The sequence below is a fragment of the Gordonia aichiensis NBRC 108223 genome (assembly GCF_000332975.1).
Lineage (GTDB): Bacteria > Actinomycetota > Actinomycetes > Mycobacteriales > Mycobacteriaceae > Gordonia > Gordonia aichiensis.
This window is the reverse complement of the sequence record NZ_BANR01000001.1, coordinates 201,695-223,787: the sequence shown is the minus strand read 5'-3', so window position 1 is coordinate 223,787 and position 22,093 is coordinate 201,695. Positions and strand designations below refer to the sequence as shown.

Genomic DNA, 22,093 nt, shown 5'->3' with positions numbered 1-22,093 from the left:
CGAGGACCCGCACCGACGCCCGCGACGTCGCCGCCGATCACGAGTCGGCGGCGATGTCGGCGTGTTCGACCCGCAGGTTCTTCTTCAAGATCTTGCCCGAGGGGTTCTTCGGCAACGCGTCAGCGAAGACCACGAACTTCGGCCGTTTGTACGGTGCGAGAATCGGTGACAGATGCTCTGTCACAGCGGCTTCCGATAGTTTTACGCCGTCCTTGGGCACGACCACCGCGGTGACGGCCTCGATCCACTTGGGGTGCGGCACTCCGAAGACGGCGACCTCGGCGACACCATCGAGAAGATAGATCGCCTCCTCGACCTCACGGGACGCGACGTTCTCGCCGCCCGTCTTGATCATGTCCTTCTTGCGGTCGACGACCGACAGGTAGCCGTCCTTGTCGATGACACCGAGATCTCCCGAATGGAACCAGCCGTTGCGGAACGCCTCGGCGGTCTTGTCGTCGTCGCCGTAGTAACCCAGCGCCGCATGCGGGCTGCGGTGAACGATCTCGCCCACCTCTCCTACGGGCACCGGATTGTCGTCGTCGTCGACGACCCGCGTCTCGACGTTGAGTGAGGCTCGGCCCGCGGAACCGGCGCGATCGAGCTGTTCATGGGGCTGGAGAATCGTTGCCAGCGGAGACATCTCGGTCTGTCCGTAGAAGTTCCACAGCCGAACGTCCGGTAGGCGGCGCGCGAGTTCACGTAACACTTCGACGGGCATGGCGGCGGCACCGTAGTACCCCTTGCGCAGCGAGGACAGATCGCGGGTATCGAAATCAGGATGTCGCAACAACGAGATCCACACTGTCGGCGGACAGAACAGCTTGGTCACGCGCTCGGATTCGATGGTCGCGAGGATGGTTGCCGCGTCGGGTGCGGGTAAGATGATGCTCGTCGCACCGAGATAGATGTCGGTGGAGAAGAAGCAGTCCAACTGCGCGCAGTGGTACATCGGCAGTGCATGGATCTCGACGTCGGATTCCTCCATCCCACCGTCGACGATGCACGACATGTACTGCGTCATCAGCGACTTGCTGGACAGCAGAACACCTTTGGGGCGTGATTCGGTACCAGACGTATACATCATGCGGACCGGCTCGTCGTCGTCGACGAGGACACCGGGTGGTGTGGCATCGCCCGTGGTCATCCACTCCTCGACGTGTTCCCACCCGTCGGGTGCCTGCGTTCCGGCGAGTGCGATCCACCCGCGGATCTCGACCGGGGTACCGGCTGCAGAGATCGCCTCGATGACGGTCTCTCCGAGCCCGTCCTCTGCGACGATGCCCGACGCTCCGCTGTGGTCGAGGATGTAGGCGATCTCGGGGACACCGAGCCCGAAGTTGATGGGTACCAGGATCGCGCCGATCCGTGCGCACGCGAAATTGAGCACCGCGAACTGCCATGAATTGTGGCTGATCAGCGCGAGTCGGTCGCCTCGTCCGAGTCCGCGCGCGGTCAGCGCATGGGTGCAACGGTTGACTGCGGCGTCGAATTCGCTGTAGGTGAGGCGCACGTCGCCGTCGATGATCGCCGTCTTGTCCGGGGTGCGCGCGGCCGTCCGGTGCAGCATGTCGCTGATCGTGTTGCTGCGCGCACTCGCAACTGCCGCCTGGGTGGACTCACTGAATCCTGAACTCACGGTGCTTCCCTTCCTACAACTGGCTGCACCTCAAATTACTAGGTCGTCCAAGTAAGTGGAAGGCCCCCGATGGCGACGCAACGCGGAAGGGATGGGCTCAGCGTGGAAGGATGCCGTCGAGCACGATGGAGAGATACTGCTTGGCGATGTCGTCGACGGAGAGCGAGCCGCCAGGGCGGTACCACCGCACAGCTACCCAGACCGTGTCGCGCAGGAAGCGATAGGCCAGCTCGATGTCGAGGTCTGCGCGGAACTCGCCGTCGGCAACTCCGCGGGCCAGCACCGAATGCCACAGTTCGCGGAATTCGACGTTGCGCTCGTTGATGTACGCGAAACGCTCTTGTCCTGCAAGACGTTTCGCCTCATCCTGATAGATCGCGACCGCATTGCGCTGTGCGCCTATCGATTCGAATGACGTCACAACGAGTTCGCGCAACGTCTCGGTTGCCGACATGTCCGCCCCGGCGATCTCCTGGTACCGCGTGAACAGCGAATCGAGAAAACTGCGCAGGATCTCGTCGACCATCGACTCCTTTGAATCGAAATGGTGATAGAGGCTGCCGGAGAGTATTCCCGCGGCGTCGGCGATGTCGCGAACCGTCGTCGACCGTAATCCCTGCTCCGCGAACATGCGGCCGGCCGTCGCCAACAACTCGTCCCGCCTGGTTGACCCGTTACGCGTCGCCACCCGCTCAGCCTAGCAAGCGCTTGGCTGATCTCGCGGAGTCCACCGATCGGCTGACGAAGAAGTAGTCGAGCGGTGGATTCGTTCGCGGCGGCCGACCGCGATCGTTGTATGCATGGCAATGATCGAGGTTGCGGGACTGACAAAGAGCTACGGCGACACACAGGTCGTGCGGGGCGTCGACTTCGAGGTCGCAGAAGGCGAGATCTTCGGCATCCTCGGCCCCAACGGTGCGGGCAAGACCACCACGGTCGAATGTATCGGTGGCCTTCGCATGCGTGACGGCGGCCGTGTGCGCGTCGCGGGTTTCGACCCCGCTGCTCAGGAGCGGGGGCTGCGGGAATCGCTCGGCGTCCAACTGCAGGAGTCGCGCCTGCCCGACAAGCAGACCGTCGGGGAGGCCATGCGGCTGTATGCCGGTTTCTACTCTCACCCACGCGACTGGCGTGAACTGCTCGATCGCCTGGGCATGAGTGGACACGAACGCACCTCTTTCGCCAGATTGTCCGGCGGACAGAAGCAGCGGCTCTCGGTGGCCCTGGCGCTCATCGGCAATCCGAAGGTGGCCATCCTGGACGAGCTGACGACCGGGCTCGACCCGACTGCCCGTCGCGAGGTATGGGGCCTCCTCGAAGACCTCAAGGACACCGGCGTGACCCTCCTCCTGGTCAGCCACTTCATGGAGGAGGCCGAACGTCTGTGTGACCGCGTCGCCGTGATCGACTCGGGACGTGTCGTCGCGCTCGACACCCCCGCTGACCTGGCTACATCGGTCCAGGCCGACCAGCGGATGTCGTTCATCCCGACCTCTGCAGTCGACGTCGCGGCACTCGCCACGCTGCCCGACGTCCACCGCGTCGAGCGGTCCGGCGAGCGGGTTCTGGTCACGGGCAGCGACAACGTCGCCTCGGCGGTCATCATCGCGCTGCACGAGCGCGGTGTCGCGTGCCGCAAACTACGCGTCGACCAACCGAACCTCGACGACGCGTTCCTCGCGCTCACACATGCAGAAGCCGACACCGACGACACAGAAGGAGTACGACGATGAGCGCCACAACAGCGATGATCGGTTCCGAGGCGCGACTGTTGGCCCGCAATCCGGGTGTCGTGATCTGGACGGTGTTGCTACCGGTCGTCGCGTCGATCGTGCTCGCCTCGATTCCCGCGGCCCGCGAGCCGGTCGACGATTTCGGCGGATTGAGCGTGTTCCAGGTGTACCAACCGATACTCGTACTCTTCGTGCTCGCGATGCTCGCCGTCCAGGCGTTGCCCGATGTACTGACGCGGTACCGAGAAATGGGGATTCTCAAGCGGTTACGCACCACTCCTGCGTCACCAGGACTGCTGCTGATCGCTCAGTTCGTGCTGATCTCAGCCGTCTCGATCGTCTGTCTCGCCGTGATCGTCGTGGTGCCCGGCATCATTTCGGGCCAGTGGCCGCGACATCCCGTCGGATTCGTCGTGAGTTACGTGCTCACCGGCTCGGCATTTCTCGGTCTGGGGATGGTGATCGCCTCGCTGTTCCGGAACGCGAAGGTCGCGGCCGGGTTCGGCACCGCGGTGTTCTTCGTGTTGATGTTCTTCGCCGGACTGTGGATTCCGCGGTCGACGATGCCGGGGTGGATGCACGTCATCTCGAACCTGACCCCCTCGGGCGCAGGGACGCAGACCCTTGTCGACACCGCGACGACGGGGTGGCCCCCGGTCGGGTACTTCGGCACACTACTGGTGTGGGGCGTAGTGACCACCGCAATCGCGATCCGGACCTTCAAGTGGGAGTGACCAGCCCGTTCACCACCACGGCGCTCACACGCGGGCTGTTCCGGCGTGACCCAGGGCGCGAACCGCAGGGTCTCTGGCGCGACAACCGACCCGAGCTGACCTGGCCCGACACCATCGTGCCACCGGCCGCCGAGGTGTGGACCCTGCGCGCCCTCTATGGCGTATCGCTGGTCGTGGCACAGCTCGTCCCGGCGTCGTTGACTCGACATCTGGTGAGCGCGTCGGCGATGCTCGCGCTGATCGTCTTCACCGAGTTCTGGATTCGCGTCGACATCGGCGCCATGTGGCGGCGCGTGGCGATCGTCATCGTCAACACGGCCCTGATCGCGACAGCCATCGCCGCGACACCGATAGCAGGTATCGCCTCCTGGGCCGGCTACATGCTCTACGCGTCGTTGTTCACCGGCATCCCGATGTTGTTGTCCATCAGCGTGTCCTGCGTGCTCATGACCGCGACACAGCGCTATGGCTGGCAGAACCTGGCCGACCCGTTATGGGCGTCGATCCTCGCGTGGATCCTGAACGTGGTGATCGGCGTCGCCTTCGTGGCCGTGATCGAGGCACGCGAGACGTCGGTGATCCGCCGCAATCATCTCACCGACGAACTACTCGCGGAGCGTTCGCGCAGCGCACACCTGCAGTCCGAGCTCGTCGAACAGGCGCGCCTGGCCGGTATCCGCGACGAGCGTTCCCGACTCGCCCGCGAGTTGCACGACACCGTCGCACAGGGCTTCGTCGCCGTGGTCACCCAATTGGAGTCCGTCGACGAGAACGAATTGTCGCGCGCAACGCACGACCGGTTGGAGAACGCGAAAGCCCTTGCGCGTGAGGGTCTCGGTGAGGCGAGACGCGCGGTGAACGCTCTCCGCCCGGTGACACTCGACGCACAGTCGCTGCCGACCGCCGTACACGAGCAGCTCTCCGCGTTCTCGCAACGCACTCGGATCTCGGCGGTCCTACGGGTCGACGGCGATGCCCGCGAACTCGCGGGCAGTGACGACTCCGTACTGCGCATCCTCCAGGAATCCCTCGCGAACATCGCGAGGCACTCGGGCGCCCGGCATGTCGTGGTGACGCTCACCTATCTCGACGACATGCTGCTCCTCGACATCCGTGACGACGGATGCGGATTCGACGTCGGTGCGGTGCAGCGTTCGATACACGGCGGGTTCGGGCTGACCGGCATGTGCGAGCGCGCCGAACTTCTCGGCGGGAGTGTCGTCGTCGAGTCCGAGCCGACGTCGGGTTGTGTGGTGTCGGTATCGATTCCGATCGCAACGCCGGGAGTACGCGCATGAATTCGGGTCCGAGAACCATCAGCATCGTCGTCGTCGACGATCATCCGGTCGTCCGTGACGGCATCCGGGGGATGCTCGAGCGCGAGCCCGACATGGCCGTCGTCGGCGAGGCCTCGAGCGGCGACGAGGCGCTCGCCAGAATCGCGGCAGCGACACCTGATGTGGTGCTCATGGATCTGCGGATGCCGGGCTCCGACGGTGTCGACGCAATTCGCGCTCTGCGCGCCGCCGATTCACAGTGGCCGCGCATCCTGGTGCTGACGACCTACGACACCGACACCGACATCCACGCCGCAGTCGATGCGGGCGCCGACGGCTACCTCCTCAAAGCGACGCCCCGCGACGAACTGATCGCGGCGGTGCGCCGCGCGGCAGCAGGGCATAGCGTCCTCGACCCGAGGGTCGCCGGCAGCCTGATGGGCCGCAACCGAGCCGACACCCTCACCGCACGAGAGCGAGAAGTGTTGCGTGCCATCGCCGGTGGCGGCACCAACCGACAGGTGGCCGCCGAACTCATGATCAGCGAGGCGACGGTCAAAACGCACCTGTTGCGGCTCTACCCGAAACTCGGCGTCACCGATCGCGCCGCAGCGGTGCGGGTTGCGTTCGAGCGCGGGCTCATCCGCTGAGCATCACGTCCGGCTCCACCGCGCAAAGAGATCGTCGAGAACAGGAAGGTAGAGGTCGACGGTCTGCCACGTCGTCGGAAGGTGGTAGAGCGACTCGTACTCCGCGACCGCCGGTAAGGCTTCGATCCGGTCGAGGTAGTCGCCGTACCGCTCTTGCGCGAACCGGTTTCCCTCCTCGGTGAGCATCGACGGGTCGATCTGGCGATCGAAGTACGTATCCGCGATCTCCACAGGACTCGATGTCCGTTCGATCAGCGCAATCGATTCCGTGGCATGGTAATCGGCCAGCAGACGTCGCTGCGCACACCACGCAAGGAAGGCCAGTATGTGCGTCACAGACGACTCCTCGGGCAAGCCGTATTCCTCGGTGTCGTCGCTGTGATAAGTCGCATCGTCGTAAGTCACGTCGGCGAGGGTACCCATTCGCACCGACGATCGATGACAATCGGCGCGCCCGACCACTGCGCGTCGGCGCACCGCGCTCTCAGCGCTTGCGCGCCTTCTTCTGCGCGCGCTTGGTGAGCGCGCTCCACATCTTCAGTTGCCCCTTCGCCATGCGCTTGTCGCGCGCGGTGAACGGTGGCGAGATCATCTCCGCGACCGTGACCGGCATCGTCGAGAATGCCACTGCGCGTGCATGACTGAAGGTCTCGAAGCCGGTCTTGCCGTGGTAGGCACCCATGCCGCTGCGGCCGACGCCACCGAACGGCAACTCCGCACCGAACATGTGCAGCGCGAAATCGTTGCCGTTGATCGAGCCGCTCCTGGTGTTGTCGGCGAGGCGCTTGAAGTTGTCGTTGTCGTCGCCGCACCAGTACATCGTCAGCGGATGCGGGTTCGACGCGATGTGCGTGATCGCTTCCGTCAGATCACGGTACGGGTAGACACTCAACACGGGTCCGAAGACCTCGTCCTCGGCGATCTTCATGCCCGCCTTCACCCCGGTCAGCAGTGTCGGCGGGATCTTGCGACGCTCCGCGGACGGAAGTTGCTCCCCGCCCGGGATGACCTGCCGCTTCTGCGCCCCCAGCTCAACGGCGTCGTCGATCAGGCCGACGATGCGGTCGTAGTTCTTCTGGTTGATCGTCGAGGTGTAGTCGGGGTTGTCGTAGATCGTCGGGAAGTTCTCGGTCCAGTGGGCGATGACGGTGTCGGTGAACTCACCGAGCTTCGCCTCGGGCACGAAAACGTAGTCCGGGCACAGGCACACCTGACCACCGTTGGCCATACGGGCGTCGGCGAGCATCTTCGCGGCCTTGCCGATGTCGGCGGAGACGTCGACGACCGCAGGGTTCTTGCCGCCGAGTTCGAGCGTCACCGGGACGAGGTTCTTGGCAGCCTCCTGCGCCACCGACGAACCGACCTCGGGTGAACCGGTGAAGAACATGTGGTCGACGGTGAGTTTCGCGAAGTCGGAGCCCGAACCGTGCGTTGGTGTGATGACCGCGAGCTCTTCGATCGAGAAGTAGTCGGTCGCGAGTCGTGCGATCAGCTCGGTGGTGCGGGCAGTGATCGACGAGGGCCGCATCAGCACCCGATTACCCGCTGCGAACGCCGATGCGGCAGGCACAAACGTCAGCTGGAGCGGAAAGTTCCACGGCCCCATGATGCCGACGACCCCCAGCGGATCGTGGCGTACGCGCTGCTTGAATCCGATCAACCCCTGCACTCGCGCCGACGGCGTCTCTTTCATCCACTCCTTCACGCCACGCCGCTGATGTGTGATGTCGATCAGGCATCCCGCGACATCAGCCGTGACGCTCAATTCGGCTGGACGAGTGCCGAAGTCGGCTGTCAGAGCGGCGCAGATCTCATCAGAGTTGTCGAGCAGCAGCGACCCGAGTCGGGTGATGCGGTCGATGCGCGTATTGGCGTCCGGGATGCCGTCACGCAGGAATGCGGCCTGCTGGATCTCGAGCAGTTCGGTCATCGAGTGAGCCTCGGACGAGACCCCCTTCTCGATGCGCCTTCCGGCTCCGGTCGTCGCATCCGCAGGCTTGGTCATGATGGCTCCTTGCCGGTTCACTGATGGTCGGGGCACCGTCGCGTGAGACGACACCCGACATGCGTATCACCATGCTATGTCGTCGGTCACATCTTGGCGAGAGTGGGGTCCGGGCCTCCCTGTCAGTTCTGTCAGCCCAAACGCTCGATGATCGTGACGTTCGCGGTGCCGCCGCCCTCGCACATGGTCTGCAGACCGTACCGACCGCCGGTGCGCTCCAGTTCACTCAGCAGAGTCGCGAAGAGCTTCGCACCCGTGGCGCCGAGTGGATGTCCGAGCGCGATCGCACCACCGTTCGGGTTGACCCTCGCAGGGTCGGCACCGGTCTCCTTCAACCAGGCAAGGACCACCGAGGCAAATGCCTCGTTGATCTCGACGACGTCGATGTCGTCGATGCTCAGGCCAGCCTTGGCAAGGGCGTACTTGGTCGCGGGAATGGGAGCCGACAGCATCATCACCGGGTCGTCACCGCGGACCGAGATGTGATGGATGCGGGCGCGCGGTGTCAGTCCGTACTCGGCAAGTGCCTTCTCGCTGACCACCAGAGCGGCCGACGCCCCGTCGGAGATCTGCGACGCGACCGCTGCCGTCAGCCGCGACCCCTCGGCGAGGGGAGCCAGTCCGGCCATCTTCTCCAGTGACGTCTCCCGCGGGCATTCGTCGACCACACAATCGCCCAGGGCGACAGTCTCGTCGTCGAACCGCCCTGCGGCGATGGCGGCCTTCGCGCGCTGATGAGACTGCAGCGCCCAGGCCTCCATGTCCTCGCGGCTGATGTCCCACGTGCGTGCCATCTGGTCTGCGCCGACGAACTGGGAGACCTCGGCATCGCCGAATCGTTCGCGCCAGCCCACGGATTCCGCTGTCGGCGTGGTGAATCCGAACTCCTGACCTGCGATCATCGCCTGCGAGATGGGGATTGCGCTCATGTTCTGCACGCCGCCGACCACCACGACGTCCTGGGTCCCGCTCATCACGCCCTGCGCCGCGAAATGAATCGCCTGCTGACTCGAGCCGCACTGCCGGTCGACGGTCGTCCCGGGCACCTCGAGGGGCATCCCGGCCGCGAGCCACGCGGTGCGTGCGATGTTGCCGGCCTGCGGACCGATGGCGTCGACGCACCCGAAGACGACGTCGTCGACAACTGCCGGGTCGATTCCCGTGCGCTCGACCAACGCGCGGATGACGTGCGCGCCCATGTCGGCCGGGTGCGTCTTCGCCAGCGACCCGTTGCGTTTGCCGACCGGTGTGCGGATCGCGTCCACGATGTATGCCTGCGGTGTGCTCATGAAAACTCCTGTGGTGATGAAAGGTTGACGCCGCTCAGGCGCGCTGACTGGAGATGGACACCACCTCGCCGGTGAGATACGTGGTGTAGTCGCTGGCGAGCATCGCGATCGTGGCAGCGATCTCCCAGACCTCGGCCGCACGGCCGTAGGCCTCGCGCTGCTCGAGTTCGTCGAGCAACTCGTCGCTGGTGACCTTTGCGAGGAACGGATGCTTCGCGATCGACGGTGCAACGGCGTTGATGCGCACACCGACGTCGGCGGCTTCGACGGCCGAGCACCGCGTCAGCGCCATCACCCCCGCCTTGGCTGCTGCGTAATGCGCCTGTCCGCGTTGGGCTCTCCAGCCGAGGACCGACGCGTTGTTGACGATCACACCGCCGTGCTCGACCGCGCGGAAGTAACGCAACGCCGCGCGGGTGGCGCGAAAGGTGCCCGTGAGCGTGATGTCGAGGACGCGGTCCCACTCCTCGTCGGTCATGTCGGCGACCGGCGTCTCGCCACCGAGACCCGCATTGTTGACCAACACGTCGATACGTCCGAGCCTGTCCGCAGCACCCGAGATCAACGCGTCGACGTCGTCGGTGGACTGCACGTTGCACACCACCTGCTCGACGGTCTGACCGTCGAACTCTCTGCGGAGCTCGTCCGCCGCCTCGCCGAGTCGACGCTCATGCCAGTCGCTGAGTACGACGTCGGCGCCCTCGAGCAGTGCTCGACGTGCCGTCGCGAACCCGATACCGGTACCCGCCGCAGCCGTCACGACCACCTTGCGCCCCAACAACAATCCGTGGCCGGGTGTTTCCTCGGGAGGCGTACCCAACGGCGATCGTGTCCGATCGAGCGATCCCGATGTCGTCTGCGTCATTGCGCGTGAACCTCCTCTGTCGGCACGCTCGTGCCTCGCTGTGCCGATCTCATGCTCGTGCCTCGCTGTGCCGATCTCATGCTCGTGCCTCGCTGTGCCGATCTCATGCTCGTGCCTCGCTGTGCCGATCTCATGCTCGTGCCTCGCTGTGCCGATCTCATGCTCGTGCCTCGCGGGGAAGGCCGAGAACACGCTCGGCGATGATGTTGCGCTGCACTTCGTTCGAGCCGCCGTAGATGGTGTCGGCGCGGGTGAACAGGAACAACCGCTGCCACTCGTCGAGTTCGACATGCTCCGGATCGGCGATCTCGTTTCGGCGCCCCTCGACCGTTTCCGTTGGCCCGATCAGCGACGCGGGGCCCGCCACGGCCATTGCCAGCTCACCAAGGTCGCGATGCCAATTGGCCCACAACAGTTTTGCGACCGACGCGACGCCTGCGGCCGCGGCCGCACCCCACGTGCCTCCGGACGAGGCCGCGTCCCCGTCGAGCGTCCGCTGCGCGTTGGCCCTCATCGCCCGTAGTCGGATTCGTGCTCGGACGAGACGTGTGGCGATCTCGGGATCGCCGAGCGTGCCGTTGGCCCTTGCCATCTCGGTCAGCGCGTCGAGTTCGCGGGCAAATCCCACCTGCTGACCGAGTGTCGAGACGCCGCGCTCGAACTGCAGCAGTCCCATGGCGACAGCCCACCCCTCGCCCGGCGCGCCGACGATCAAGTCGGCCTCGGTGGTCGCGTCATCGAAGAAGACCTCGTTGAACTCCGACGTCCCAGTCAACTGTTGGATAGGACGAACCGTGACGCCCGACTGATCGAGCGGCACGAGGAGAAAGCTCAGACCCTTGTGCCGCGACGAGCCCGGCTCGCTGCGCGCTACGACGAACACCCACTGTGCGACATGGGCGAGCGAGGTCCAGATCTTCTGTCCGTTGATATGCCAACGGTTGCCATCGTCGTCGAGTCGCGCAGTCGTGGACACGCCTGCGAGATCAGACCCCGCGCCCGGCTCGGAGTATCCCTGCGCCCACAGTTCGGTGACGTCGACGATGCCGGGGAGGAACCGCTGCTTCTGTTCCTCGGTGCCGAACTCGATCAGCGTCGGCCCGAGAAGTTCCTCTCCGAGGTGATTCACCCGCGCAGGCGCATTCGCACGCGCATACTCCTGATGAAAGATGATCCGTTGCTCGAGTGTCGCGCCCCGGCCCCCGTACCTCGTGGGCCACCCGAGGCATGTCCATCCCGACGCCGCGAGGTGCCGGTCCCACGCCAGGCGCTCGGCGAAGAACTCGTGCTCGCTCCCGGGACCGCCCTTGCCCATGAGGAGCGCAAACTCGTCGACAAGATTCTGCGCGAGCCACTCGCGAACAGCCCGGGTGAACTCAGACGTGGCGTCCGGGGTGCGTCGAGCCCATTCACCCAGGTCAACGGCCCGATCGGCAAGGTTGATCGACGTCATGGTCGCTAGCATAACCTACCAAGCATTTGCTAGGTTTGAGACATGGAGGCGACAGTGACGAACGGTGGCAGCGCCCAGTCGACGGTCGAAGGCGCCCAGTCGACGGCAGAGAGCGCACAGACGACACCGGCGGCGCTGGCGTACGCGGCGCGAACGTGGCCGACGCAGCGGGCGATCGTCGACACCCAGTGGGGCGAGACGGTCGAGCTGACCTACGCTGAACTGCTGGAACGGGTACGCGACTTCGCCGCGGCGCTCGTCGCATCGGGATTCGCGCCAGGCGACCGCGCGGCGATCTGGTCGCCCAACAGCTACCACTGGCCCATCGCGGCGCTCGGTATCCAGTACGCGGGCGGGGTGCTTGTGCCCCTCAACACCCGGTACACGACCACCGAGGCGGTCGACGTGATCGAGAGGTCGAAGGTCGCGGCAGTCGTCGTGTCAGGAGATTTCCTCGGAGTCGACCATGCCGACGATCTGCTCGCCGGGCATCGTCGATCGCTGCCGGAACTCGTCGTCCGCGTGCCTCTCGGGGAGTCGACGAATGCACCCGAGGGAGCCGTCGACTGGCCATCTTTCCTGGCGCGTAGCAGTGCGCAGAGCGGCGCGGAGGCGGATCGTCGAGCAGCAGTTGTTGCACCAGAAGACATCTCCGACATCCTGTTCACGTCGGGAACCACCGGGAAGTCGAAAGGCGTTCTGGCAGAGCATCAGCAGACCATCGCAGGTTCGCGCGCATGGGGAGCCAACGGGCGCCTGAGCCCAACCGATCGCTACCTGATGGTCAATCCGTACTTCCACACGTTCGGGTACAAGGCGGGCATCCTGCCGTCGATCCTGTTCGGCGCGACCATGATTCCGCTTGCTATCTACTCCCCCGCCGACGCCATGCGGCTCATCGAATCCGAACGCGCGACCGTGTTCCCCGGAGCGCCGACGATCTTCCAGACCATCCTCGACGACCCTGCCCGCGCCGATCACGACCTGTCTTCACTGCGGCTGGTGGTGACCGGTGCCGCCATCGTGCCGGTGGTACTGGTCGAACGCATTCAACGCGACCTCGGCGTCGACACGGTGATCACCGCATACGGGCAGACCGAGTCAAGCGGGTTCATCTCCACATGCACTCCCGACGACGATGACGTCACCGTGGCCACGACGTGCGGGCGCGCGTTCGACGGCATGGAGATCGCGCTATCAGATCAGGGCGAGGTACTCGCCCGCGGAGCGATGGTCATGGGTGGATACCTCGACGATCCAGCAGCAACCACCGCGACCATAGACGCCGACGGCTGGCTGCACACCGGTGACGTCGGGGTCATCGACGAACGCGGGAATCTCCGGATCACCGACCGACTCAAGGACATGTACATCTGCGGCGGCTTCAACGTCTACCCCGCCGAGGTCGAGCAGACGCTCGCCCGCCTCGAAGGGGTGACCGAAACCGCTGTCATCGGGGTGCACGACGACAGACTCGGAGAGGTCGGCCGTGCATTCGTAGCCCTTCGCGAGGGCGCCACGCTCACCGAGGACGACGTACTCACCTACGCCCGCACACATTTGGCCAACTTCAAAGTGCCGCGCTCGGTGGTGTTCGTCGACGGATTCCCACGCAACGCGTCTGGCAAGATCCTCAAACGCGAACTGCACTGACACGGGGTCGGGACCGAGACGTGTCCCCGGATCATGGCGTCGCTTGCGCGGCAGCCCATTCCGCGACGCGGCGGGCGCTTTCCTCCTCGGAGAGATCCTCGACGCGTGTCATCACCGACCATCGCACGCCGAAGGGGTCGAGGATCGACGCGAACCTATCGCCCGAGACGAACGTCGCGAGCGGTTCGCGAATCGTCGCGCCGGCGGCCTCTGCCCTGGCGACCACGTCGTCGGCATCGGCACAGTAGAACCCCAGCGAATAGCAGGCCGCGGGACCGTCGGGTGCCGGTATCAGCCCGTACGCTTCGTTGGGTTCACCGAGTTGCAGGTGGCCCGTACCGAAGTCGAGGTCGGCATGTGCGACCACACCGTCGAATTCGGTTACGTCGACGACACGTGCACCGAACACGCCTGCGTAGAAGTCGATTGCCTGCTGAGCGCGCGGTACGACGAGGAACGGGGTCAGGCTCGTGAGCCCGTGCGGAATGCCGTCGGTGGTGTGCGCGCCGGTGGCGCCGTGCACAGTGGAGCCGGCGGTGTCCTCTTGTCCGGTGGTGTTCTCGTGTGATGTCATGCTCGTCACGGTAGGGATGGCGCGCGCCACAAGGCTTGTAGATTTGCGACGACTATCGTGGAGTCCATGCCCGCCCGCGGAGAGCACCACACCGGCGGCCCCGACACGCGCGGGGTGCTCTACCCCGCCCGCCTCCCCACCTTCGATCGCATCGCCGCGCCGGACGATCTCGCACCGATTGTCGCCTGGTTCTGGATACCGCAGTGGAATCTCGCGCCGGGCAGGACCTCGCGGCAGAACATCCTGCCGTTTCCCGCATGCAACCTCGTCGTCGAACCCGATGGTGTCACGATCGTCGGCCCGACGATGCGATGCTCGCATCGGGATCTGACGGGAACGGGGTGGGCAGTGGGTGCGCTGCTGCGGCCGGCAGGCGCTGCGGCGCTCGACATATCCCCGCGGGAGCTGCGCGACGACGCCCGCCAGTACCACGCCACCGAACTGTTCGAATCCATCTCTGCCGCAATGAGTGTCGAGTCGCCAGCCATCGCCGAAGCCGCGTCTCGCTTCTCGTCGTGGCTGCGCGAGCGGACGACGAGAGCGCCGGATTCGGCGCTACTCGCCAATGAGATGGTGGACCTGATAGCGGCCGACCGCAGCATCATTCGCGTCGACGACCTCGCCCGCCGGTTGTCGATGTCCGTGCGCAGCGTCCAGCGTCTGGCCGACAGGTACATCGGACTCTCGCCGCTCGCGGTGATCCGGCGATACCGATTGCAGGAGGCCGCTGAGCGTCTGCGTGCCGAACCCGAGATCACCATCGCCGAGGTCGCCGCCGATCTCGCGTACACCGACCAGGCGCACTTCTCGGCCGACTTTCGCCACACGCTCGGACTGCCTCCCGGCGAGTACCGACGCAGCGTCGAGAAGGCTGTGGACTCGTGACCGACACGGACCCGACCGAGGAACTGCTCGCCGGGGTCGGCGTCCTCGACCCGGCCACTCCCACGCGGAGAATTGTCACGCATGGTGCCGTGATCATTCTCAACGGCGACCGCGCATGGAAGTTCAAACGGCCGGTTCGGCTGCGCTACTTCGACTTCAGCACCCCACGACGTCGTCGAGACGCGCTCGACGACGAGCTCCGGCTCAACCGCCGCTTCGCACCTGATCTCTACGCGGCGGTGCACACCATCCGCCGGAGCGCGAACGGTGCGCTCTCCCTCGACGGTTCCGGCGAGGTCGTTGACCACGTGCTCGAGATGAAACGATTCGACGACGATGCGTTGCTCATCACGCACGCGCATCCAGGGGGTCTCAGTGACGAGTTGCTGCAGCGGCTCGCGGTGCGGATCGTCGCGCTCCATCGCACGTCGAAGGTCAGTGCGGATCCGCTTGGGGCGCAACGGCTACAGGAGGTCGTTGACGGAAATCTCGCGAGCATGACGGTGTTCCCGCAGATCATCGACCCCGCTGCGGCAATCGAACTCACCGACCGCATCACGGCATTGGTCACCGAGCACCGCGAACTGCTCGATGAACGGGCGCGTGCCGGTCGAGTACGCCGCTGCCACGGCGACCTGCACCTCGCGAACGTTGCGATCATCGACGGCGAACCGACCCCGTTCGACTGCTTGGAATTCGACGCCGAGATGGCCACCACCGATGTCCTGTACGACCTTGCATTTCTCGCGATGGACCTCTGGGCGCGCGGGCTGCGCCACGAGGCCAACGTCGTCGTCAACACATACTTCGACCACGCGGACGTCGACGGTCGAACCGACGACGAGCGCGCGTTCTGCCTCTTGCCGGTGATGCTCGCGGTGCGCGCGACGGTTCGTGCACACGTCGCGGCCGCCGAGGGAGACGTCGTGCAATCGCGCGAGTACTTTTCTCTCGCACGGGGATTCACAGATTCCCACACGCCCCGACTCATCGCGATCGGAGGTGGCTCCGGAACCGGGAAGTCGACGATCGCGCGAGCGATCGGCGGCAGCATCGATCCCGCACCCGGCGCGCGCATCCTGCGGACCGACGTGCTCCGCAAACGGCTCTCCGGAGTGAGCATGGACGACGAACTCCCGCGATCGGCGTACAGCGACTCCGCCCGCGCCGCGGTCTACGCCGAATTGTTCCGTCTCACTGCCGCCGATCTCACCGCCGGGATGAGCGTGATCGCCGACGCCGTGTTCGGTCAGACCGATCAATCCACCACGATCTCCGACCTCGCAGAGGACGCAGGCGTCGACTTCAGCGGAGTATGGCTGGAACTGTCTGAGACAGAGCGCATCTCACGGATCGAACACCGCGGACCCGACGCGTCGGACGCCGACGCCGCGGTTGCGCGCCGACAGACCGAGACTCTCGAACTGCCCGGCCGCCGCTGGCGCCGCGTCGATGCCGCGGGCGGTGTCGACGCCGTGGTCGCAGCGAGCGGACTCGACGCCGTGGTCGCAGCGAGCGGACTCGACACCGAGGCCGATTGACAGCCGCGCTCTCGGATTCGGGCGCACAGCGACGCCTATAACCGGTGTCAGTCGCGCAGCGGCTTGACCAGCGGGAACAGAATCGTCTCGCGGATGCCCAGGCCCGTCAGCGCCATCAGCAGTCGGTCGATGCCCATGCCGGTTCCCGCGGTCGGAGGCATGCCGTACTCCATCGCGGCGAGGAACTCCTCGTCGAGCCGCATGGCCTCGTCGTCACCTGCGGCCGCCAGACGCGCCTGGTCGACGAACCGTTCGCGCTGGATGACCGGGTCGACGAGCTCCGAGTAGCCGGTGGCCAGCTCGAATCCGCGAACGTAGAGGTCCCACTTCTCGACAACGCCCGGCACGCTGCGATGAGCGCGCACGAGCGGCGACGTCTCGACGGGGAAGTCGCGAACGAACACCGGCTGCGAGAGCTTCTCGCCGACCATGTGCTCCCACAGTTCCTCGACGAGCTTGCCGTGGCCGTACCCCTTGTCCTTCGGCACCTCGAGGCCGACGCGGTTGGCGATCGCCAGCAGTTCGTCGACGGTTGTGCCGGGATGCTCCGGCCCGCCGTCGGGCACGATCTCCTGACCGAGCGCCTCCGACAACGATGGGTACATCTGCAGGGAGGTCCACTCGCCCGAGAGGTCGTAGGTGGTGCCGTCGGGCATCTCCGGCGTGAGTGTGCCGAGCGCGCCGAGCGCGACCTCCTGGACGATCTCGCGGGTCATGGTCGCTGCGTCGTCGTAGGTGCCGTAGGCCTGGTAGGTCTCGAGCATCGCGAATTCAGGCGAGTGCGTCGAGTCGGCGCCCTCGTTGCGGAAGTTGCGGTTGATCTCGAAGACGCGCTCGATACCACCGACCACGGCACGCTTGAGGAACAGTTCCGGTGCGATTCGCAGATAGAGGTCGATGTCGAAGGCGTTGGAATGAGTCACGAAGGGGCGAGCAGCTGCGCCACCGTGCAGTGTCTGCAGCATCGGGGTCTCGACCTCGAGGAACCCGCGCGTCACGAGCGCCTTGCGCAACTCGGCGATCACCGCGATGCGCGTGCGCGCGATCTCGCGGGCCTCGGGACGCATGATGAGGTCGACGTAACGCTGGCGGACGCGCGTCTCCTCGTTCATCTCCTTGTGCGCAACCGGCAACGGCCGCAAGGCCTTCGACGCCATCGACCACTCGTCCGCCATCACCGACAGCTCGCCGGTGCGCGAGCTGATGACCTCGCCGTGCACGTAGACGATGTCGCCGAGGTCGACGTCGGACTTCCACCGGGCAAGCGACTCCTCACCCACACCGTTGAGACTGATCATCGCCTGAAGCTGGGTTCCGTCGCCCTCCTGCAACGTGGCGAAGCAGAGCTTGCCCTTGTTGCGCAGGAAGATCACCCGACCGGCGACGCCGACCTGGTGTCCGGTCTCGGTGCCCGCCTCGAGGTCGGGGTGAGCAGCGCGGATCTCGGCAAGACTGTGCGTGCGCCCGATCGACACCGGGTAGGCCTCGCGTCCCTCGTCGAGGATGCGGTCGCGCTTCTCCCGACGGATACGCAATTGCTCGGGCGTCTGGTCGTCGTTTTCCGTGGTCGAGGGGTGGTCACTCACACCCGAACCCTATCGGATCTGATTTTTCGGGCGGTGCGGGACCGACGTGGCCCTGCCCTGCGCTCACACCCCGGCAGGCGCCAGCACGATGTCGAATCGAGTGCGCGACCAGCCACCGGTCACCACCCTGCCGTCGGGTGTCGGCGATCCGGCGGGCTGTTCGACGAAATCGTGCACCAGGGAATCCTTCACCCCGAACACCGAATCGGAGCCCAGCAGACGATCGCCGCGGACGAAGATGTGCGTCACGAGTGTGCGACATCCCTCGTGCGACACCATGAAGTGCAGGTGAGATGCCCGCATCGGGGAACGCCCGACCGCGGCGAGCATCTCACCGACCGGACCGTCGGCCGGGATCGGATACGGCGTGGGTGTCACGCCCCAGAACCGGTACGAACCATCGGCGTCGGTAAACAGATGCGCGCGACCGGCAACCCGATCGTCGCCGTACTGCACGTCGTAGAAGCCGTCCTCGTCGGCCTCCCACACCTCCACCCGCGCGCCGCTGAGCGGGTTCCCGAGGTCATCGCGCACGGTCCCCTCAACCCAGCACGGTTGACCAGACGCGCCGCCCGCGATGTCGCCGCCAAGAGGTATCTGCGGTGAGTCATCGACGAAGAACGGCCCGAACACCGTCGCCTCGGTCGCGTCGCCGTACGCGGCGTTGTTCACGGCAATTGTCTGCATCGACGCGCCCAACACGTCGGAGAGCAGGATGAACTCCTGGCGACGATCGTCGGTGATGTGCCCGGCACGGGTGAGAAAGTCGATCGCGGTGCTCCATTCGGCCTCGGTGAGGCGGGTCTCCCGGATGAACGCGTGCACGTGTTCGACGATGCCGGTCATCAGTTCGCGCAGCCGCGGATCGGCGCAGTCGTCGAACGAAGCCACGACGTCGGCGACGAGTTGCGCTTCTCGGCGCTGCTGCTCGTCGACTGTCTCGACGGCAGGGTCCACGGTGGAGTCGGTGGTACTCATGTGATCGGTGTTCCTTTCCATGCACGGCGAAGCAGCGCCGCGAGGTTGTCTTCGGTCAGCTCGACCGGATTCCCGACGGGCATGACGTCAAGGATGGCGTGGGTTGCGCGTTCGATTCCGGCTTCGGGCATACCCAGTTCGGCGAGGGAGCGCGGCGCACCTACCCGTTGATACAGGTCGGCCAGTCCGTCACTGGCTGTGGACGAACCCAGTGCTCTGGCGATGCGGGTGTCCGCGGCATCGTCGGCGGGTGCGTTGAGCGCCACGACGTGTGGCAGCACCACGGCATGGGTCTGCGCATGGGGCAGGTTGAACATGCCACCCACGACGTGACAGACCTTGTGGTGCAGGCCGGAACCCGCCGATGCGAACGCGACCGCGGCCAGATACGCGCCGTACAGGGTGCGCTCGCGCCCGGAGAGTGCGCCGGGGTCGTCGACGATATCCCTCAGTCCACCCGCGAGTGAGCGGATCGATTCCTCGGCCAACGCCCGGTCGATCGGATCCGACCGCGGTGCCCACATGGAATCCACGCCGTGGGCCAGTGCGTTCAGCCCGCTAGCCATCGCCATGTCCGACGGCATCGACGCTGTCAGCGTTGCGTCGTAGATCACCGCGCGCGGCAGCACCCGCGGATCGACGCCGGTGCTCTTCGTGGCGTCCTGCGTCATCCCCCACATATCGGTGGCCTCCGACCCGGCGTAGGTGGTGGGAACCGCGATGATCGGCAACCCAGTGGTCAACGCCACCGCTTTCGCCAGTCCCGTCGCCGAACCGCCGCCGACACTCACCACCGCATCGACGTCGGCCACCGTGGCGCGCTTTCGTGCGGTCTCGGCGAGTTCGACGGGTACGTGCATCGTGATCTCACTGTGGCGCAGAGCGACGGGCAGGCTCCGGGCAAGCCGGTCCCCCGGACCGCTGGGCGAAGCGATCAGCATCGTCCGCCTGACGCCGAGTTCGTCGATCTCGTCGGACAACGCACGGGCCGCATCCCCGGGCGCGAACACCACGCGCTGAGGGTTGCTGACGTGCACGAATCTCATCGTCATGTGCGGCACAGCAATCGAGTCATGGCCGTACGCAGTTCGGCCTCCGGGTCGGTCGGGAGGTCGTGCGAACGCCAGGCCACGTGTTTGTCCGGTCGGATCAGCAGCGCACCGGCCTCGCCGACTTCGCGCAACCTCGCCCAGTCGAAGTAGAGGTCGGTCACCTCGCGACCGGGTCCGATCACGATGGCCTCCAAAGGGATTCCCATGGTCGCCGACACCTTCGCGGCGGCCTCCTCCCACTGCTCCCCCGCCACGCCGGTGATCAGGGTCCAGCGGCGGTAGGGTGCAAGATCCATCGTGGCGAGCTTGGTGTTCTGATCTCCGACCCACGCGTGCGGCAGGTGGGCACCAGGGCTGGTCGACATGACGTGATAGAGGTCCGGATCGCGGCTCGGTGGTGGCACCGTGCCATCGGAGATGATCGCGTCGGACTCATAGAACTGACCGAGTTCCACTCCGTGAGCGTTGAACTCGTAGTTCTTGGTCTCCAAGGCGTCGACCAGTGCGGCACGCATCGCTGCACCTTCTGGGGTGTTCTCCTTGCGACGGTCCATGGTCGCGGCCATCTCGTCCGGGTCGGTCAGTCCCTCGATATCGAGTGCGGTGAAGATGTCGGCGAACTCCCGTGCGGACCGATTCGCCCGTGTGACGATGCGTTCGGCGACCGGAGCACGTTCTGCGGTGTAGGTGTCGAGCAGCGCCGGCCCGGCCTGGCCGGAAAGCACGGCGGCAATTTTCCACACCAGGTTGTAAGAATCCTGAATGCTTGTGTTCGAGCCCAATCCGTTGCTGGGCGGATGACGGTGGATGGCGTCGCCCACGCAGAAGACCCGTCCTCGGTGCAGACTCGTCGCGTACATTTCGTTGACACCCCAGAGGCTGTAGCCGGTGATCTCCGGTTCGAGATCTGGCATGCCGAGCAGATCGCGAACGATCGCGGTGGCGGCGGCATCGTCGAGAACTGGTGGCGGCTGGTTGATGTCGTATCCCCAGACGATCAGCCACTCGTTCCACGGCCGGACCATCCGGACCAAACCGGTGCCGATTCCGCCGACATTGGAGCCGGGCTGGATGACCCAGTAGAGGACGCTCGGGCGGTGATCGACGAGGGCGGCGATGTCGGCGGTGAAGGTGATGTTCATCGACCCGGCGATGTCCATCGCACCCTCGAACGGCAGATCGATGTCGGCGGCGATCTGCGACCTGGCGCCGTCGGCCCCGATCAGATACTTTGCGCGGATGCGGTAGCGGTGAGCGGTGAGCCGGTCGAGGACATCGACAGTGACCCCGTCATCGTCTTGTGTGTGCGAGAGGTACTCGGTGGAGAACCTGGCCTGCGTACCGCGAACCGTCGCATTGCGCACCAGAATCGGCTCGAGGTAGGTCTGCGGGATGTCGACCGTCAGGCACGGCGACGCGAGCTGATAGTCGGCCTCGCGATCAGGTCTGGTACCCCACGTTCGTATTCTGCCGATCTCCTCGCCTGCGATCGACGTACAGAACACCGTGTCGCCGACGAGATCGTGTGCGGTCGCGTCGGCCAGTACCTGGTCCTCGATGCCCAGATCCCGAAAAACCTCCATCGCACGCTGATTGGTGATGTGCGCACGCGGCGTGTTGGCCGTCCAGCGGTACTTGGTGATCATGATGTTATCGATGCCGAGTTCGCTGAGCATCAGCGACGCAGCCGCGCCTGACGGTCCGGATCCGACGACGAGTACATCGGTTTCGACCACCTGGCCGGTGGGTATCTCGGTCTGGGCCATGCCGTCGTCGAATGCGGGCATTGGTGGCCACCTTTCCACGACCGGCGCGGCCGGTCGTTCACGTTGTTGGTCGCTCGTCTCGCCCAGAGACGCTGGGAGACGAGAGTTGTAGTGGGCTGAGAGAAATCCGTCAGAACACGATGACCGGTTTGATGACCCGGCCGCTCTTGGCCGCGGCGATCGCGTCGTTGATCGAGTCCATGTCGAAGACGGTGACCAGTCGTTGCACAGGTAGAGCACCGGTGCGCCAGTGGTCGACGAGTTCGGGGATCACCTGGTTGGCGTCGCAGTCGCCGATCGCCACACCGGAGATGGAGATGTTGCGGGCGATGAACGTGGTGACATCGGTGGTGAACGTGGTGCCCGGTGGTGGCGCCGATCACACCGCAGTGTCCGCCGGTGATCGTCGCCGC

20 protein-coding genes are annotated in these 22,093 nt (G+C 65.5%); 7 read left to right on the top strand and 13 right to left on the bottom strand.

The genetic code is table 11. The features are described 5' to 3' along the window. Window positions 1–37: 37 nt before the first annotated feature. Together GOACH_RS01025 and GOACH_RS01020 are read right to left on the bottom strand one after the other, a co-directional pair. Entirely contained in the window at window positions 38–1,639 is a 1,602-nt protein-coding gene (locus GOACH_RS01025) for an acyl-CoA synthetase (protein WP_005169244.1), read from the bottom strand. 97 nt (window positions 1,640–1,736) lie between these two features. Beyond that, the gene (locus GOACH_RS01020; protein ID WP_052003866.1) at window positions 1,737–2,327 is read right to left on the bottom strand and encodes a TetR/AcrR family transcriptional regulator; all 591 of its coding nucleotides are present in this window, start codon (window positions 2,325–2,327) and stop codon (window positions 1,737–1,739) included. A gap of 112 nt (window positions 2,328–2,439) precedes the next feature. On the opposite strand from GOACH_RS01020, the gene GOACH_RS01015 reads away from it, so the two are divergent. From GOACH_RS01015 to GOACH_RS01000, 4 genes are read left to right on the top strand one after another with little or no spacing between them, the layout of a single operon-like run. Next, window positions 2,440–3,372, top strand: a complete 933-nt coding sequence (locus GOACH_RS01015) for an ABC transporter ATP-binding protein (RefSeq protein ID WP_005169240.1) — start codon at window positions 2,440–2,442, stop codon at window positions 3,370–3,372. Continuing rightward, the gene (locus GOACH_RS01010; RefSeq protein ID WP_005169238.1) at window positions 3,369–4,106 is read left to right on the top strand and encodes an ABC transporter permease; all 738 of its coding nucleotides are present in this window, start codon (window positions 3,369–3,371) and stop codon (window positions 4,104–4,106) included. The genes GOACH_RS01015 and GOACH_RS01010 overlap by 4 nt, the downstream gene beginning before the upstream one ends. Next, window positions 4,097–5,404: a sensor histidine kinase gene (locus GOACH_RS01005; protein ID WP_005169237.1), complete on the top strand. Its 1,308-nt coding sequence runs from the start codon at window positions 4,097–4,099 to the stop codon at window positions 5,402–5,404. Before GOACH_RS01010 ends, GOACH_RS01005 begins: the two co-directional genes overlap by 10 nt. Continuing rightward, a complete protein-coding gene (locus GOACH_RS01000) occupies window positions 5,401–6,033 on the top strand; it encodes a response regulator (RefSeq protein ID WP_005169236.1) in 633 nt (210 codons plus the stop codon). The genes GOACH_RS01005 and GOACH_RS01000 overlap by 4 nt, the downstream gene beginning before the upstream one ends. Window positions 6,034–6,036: 3 nt before the next feature. Here GOACH_RS01000 and GOACH_RS00995 read toward each other — a convergent pair whose 3' ends face one another. From GOACH_RS00995 to GOACH_RS00975, 5 genes are all read right to left on the bottom strand, one after another. Further along, a complete protein-coding gene (locus GOACH_RS00995) occupies window positions 6,037–6,438 on the bottom strand; it encodes a DUF7832 domain-containing protein (RefSeq protein WP_245551775.1) in 402 nt (133 codons plus the stop codon). 79 nt (window positions 6,439–6,517) lie between these two features. Next, entirely contained in the window at window positions 6,518–8,038 is a 1,521-nt protein-coding gene (locus GOACH_RS00990) for an aldehyde dehydrogenase family protein (RefSeq protein WP_005169230.1), read from the bottom strand. Window positions 8,039–8,169: 131 nt separating this feature from the next. After that, window positions 8,170–9,327, bottom strand: a complete 1,158-nt coding sequence (locus GOACH_RS00985; RefSeq protein ID WP_005169227.1) for an acetyl-CoA C-acetyltransferase — start codon at window positions 9,325–9,327, stop codon at window positions 8,170–8,172. Between the two features lie 34 nt (window positions 9,328–9,361). Beyond that, window positions 9,362–10,192: an SDR family oxidoreductase gene (locus GOACH_RS00980; RefSeq protein ID WP_005169226.1), complete on the bottom strand. Its 831-nt coding sequence runs from the start codon at window positions 10,190–10,192 to the stop codon at window positions 9,362–9,364. 157 nt (window positions 10,193–10,349) lie between these two features. Continuing rightward, the gene (locus tag GOACH_RS00975; protein ID WP_005169223.1) at window positions 10,350–11,645 is read right to left on the bottom strand and encodes an acyl-CoA dehydrogenase family protein; all 1,296 of its coding nucleotides are present in this window, start codon (window positions 11,643–11,645) and stop codon (window positions 10,350–10,352) included. 42 nt (window positions 11,646–11,687) lie between these two features. Between GOACH_RS00975 and GOACH_RS00970 the strand changes: the two genes are divergently transcribed. Continuing rightward, window positions 11,688–13,298, top strand: a complete 1,611-nt coding sequence (locus GOACH_RS00970) for a FadD3 family acyl-CoA ligase (protein WP_005169221.1) — start codon at window positions 11,688–11,690, stop codon at window positions 13,296–13,298. 31 nt (window positions 13,299–13,329) lie between these two features. On the opposite strand, the gene GOACH_RS00965 is transcribed toward GOACH_RS00970, so the two are convergent. Next, entirely contained in the window at window positions 13,330–13,872 is a 543-nt protein-coding gene (locus tag GOACH_RS00965; RefSeq protein ID WP_005169219.1) for a VOC family protein, read from the bottom strand. A 66-nt stretch (window positions 13,873–13,938) separates the two neighbouring features. Between GOACH_RS00965 and GOACH_RS00960 the strand changes: the two genes are divergently transcribed. Both GOACH_RS00960 and GOACH_RS00955 read left to right on the top strand, forming a co-directional pair. Further along, entirely contained in the window at window positions 13,939–14,757 is an 819-nt protein-coding gene (locus GOACH_RS00960; RefSeq protein WP_005169217.1) for a helix-turn-helix domain-containing protein, read from the top strand. Beyond that, window positions 14,754–16,298, top strand: coding sequence for a bifunctional aminoglycoside phosphotransferase/ATP-binding protein (locus GOACH_RS00955; protein ID WP_005169216.1), 1,545 nt, complete (start codon window positions 14,754–14,756; stop codon window positions 16,296–16,298). The genes GOACH_RS00960 and GOACH_RS00955 overlap by 4 nt, the downstream gene beginning before the upstream one ends. A gap of 47 nt (window positions 16,299–16,345) precedes the next feature. Here the strand turns inward: GOACH_RS00955 and lysS are convergent, their stop codons facing one another. The 5 genes from lysS to GOACH_RS24145 form a co-directional block, all read right to left on the bottom strand. Then, window positions 16,346–17,884, bottom strand: coding sequence for a lysine--tRNA ligase (gene lysS / locus GOACH_RS00950; RefSeq protein WP_005169215.1), 1,539 nt, complete (start codon window positions 17,882–17,884; stop codon window positions 16,346–16,348). 63 nt (window positions 17,885–17,947) lie between these two features. Then, complete coding sequence (locus GOACH_RS00945) at window positions 17,948–18,862, bottom strand: hydroxyquinol 1,2-dioxygenase (protein ID WP_005169214.1); 915 nt, start codon at window positions 18,860–18,862, stop codon at window positions 17,948–17,950. Continuing rightward, window positions 18,859–19,914 (bottom strand): maleylacetate reductase, encoded by a 1,056-nt coding sequence (locus GOACH_RS00940; RefSeq protein WP_005169213.1) that lies wholly within the window; start codon window positions 19,912–19,914, stop codon window positions 18,859–18,861. Before GOACH_RS00940 ends, GOACH_RS00945 begins: the two co-directional genes overlap by 4 nt. Continuing rightward, entirely contained in the window at window positions 19,911–21,701 is a 1,791-nt protein-coding gene (locus tag GOACH_RS00935) for an FAD-dependent oxidoreductase (protein ID WP_005169212.1), read from the bottom strand. The genes GOACH_RS00940 and GOACH_RS00935 overlap by 4 nt, the downstream gene beginning before the upstream one ends. A 109-nt stretch (window positions 21,702–21,810) precedes the next feature. Next, on the bottom strand, window positions 21,811–21,984 hold the full coding sequence (locus GOACH_RS24145) for a hypothetical protein (protein ID WP_245551773.1): 174 nt from the start codon (window positions 21,982–21,984) through the stop codon (window positions 21,811–21,813). Between the last annotated feature and the right edge of the window lie 109 nt (window positions 21,985–22,093).

Excerpts from the sequence above, each read along its gene's own strand:
- GOACH_RS01015 (WP_005169240.1), top strand. The coding sequence starts at position 2,440 with ATGGCAATGATCGAGGTTGCGGGACTGACAAAGAGCTACGGCGACACA.
- GOACH_RS01010 (WP_005169238.1), top strand. The coding sequence starts at position 3,369 with ATGAGCGCCACAACAGCGATGATCGGTTCCGAGGCGCGACTGTTGGCC.
- GOACH_RS01000 (WP_005169236.1), top strand. The coding sequence starts at position 5,401 with ATGAATTCGGGTCCGAGAACCATCAGCATCGTCGTCGTCGACGATCAT.
- GOACH_RS00990 (WP_005169230.1), bottom strand. The coding sequence starts at position 8,038 with ATGACCAAGCCTGCGGATGCGACGACCGGAGCCGGAAGGCGCATCGAG.
- GOACH_RS00985 (WP_005169227.1), bottom strand. The coding sequence starts at position 9,327 with ATGAGCACACCGCAGGCATACATCGTGGACGCGATCCGCACACCGGTC.
- GOACH_RS00980 (WP_005169226.1), bottom strand. The coding sequence starts at position 10,192 with ATGACGCAGACGACATCGGGATCGCTCGATCGGACACGATCGCCGTTG.
- GOACH_RS00975 (WP_005169223.1), bottom strand. The coding sequence starts at position 11,645 with ATGACGTCGATCAACCTTGCCGATCGGGCCGTTGACCTGGGTGAATGG.
- GOACH_RS00970 (WP_005169221.1), top strand. The coding sequence starts at position 11,688 with ATGGAGGCGACAGTGACGAACGGTGGCAGCGCCCAGTCGACGGTCGAA.
- GOACH_RS00965 (WP_005169219.1), bottom strand. The coding sequence starts at position 13,872 with ATGACATCACACGAGAACACCACCGGACAAGAGGACACCGCCGGCTCC.
- GOACH_RS00960 (WP_005169217.1), top strand. The coding sequence starts at position 13,939 with ATGCCCGCCCGCGGAGAGCACCACACCGGCGGCCCCGACACGCGCGGG.
- GOACH_RS00945 (WP_005169214.1), bottom strand. The coding sequence starts at position 18,862 with ATGAGTACCACCGACTCCACCGTGGACCCTGCCGTCGAGACAGTCGAC.
- GOACH_RS00940 (WP_005169213.1), bottom strand. The coding sequence starts at position 19,914 with ATGACGATGAGATTCGTGCACGTCAGCAACCCTCAGCGCGTGGTGTTC.
- GOACH_RS00935 (WP_005169212.1), bottom strand. The coding sequence starts at position 21,701 with ATGCCCGCATTCGACGACGGCATGGCCCAGACCGAGATACCCACCGGC.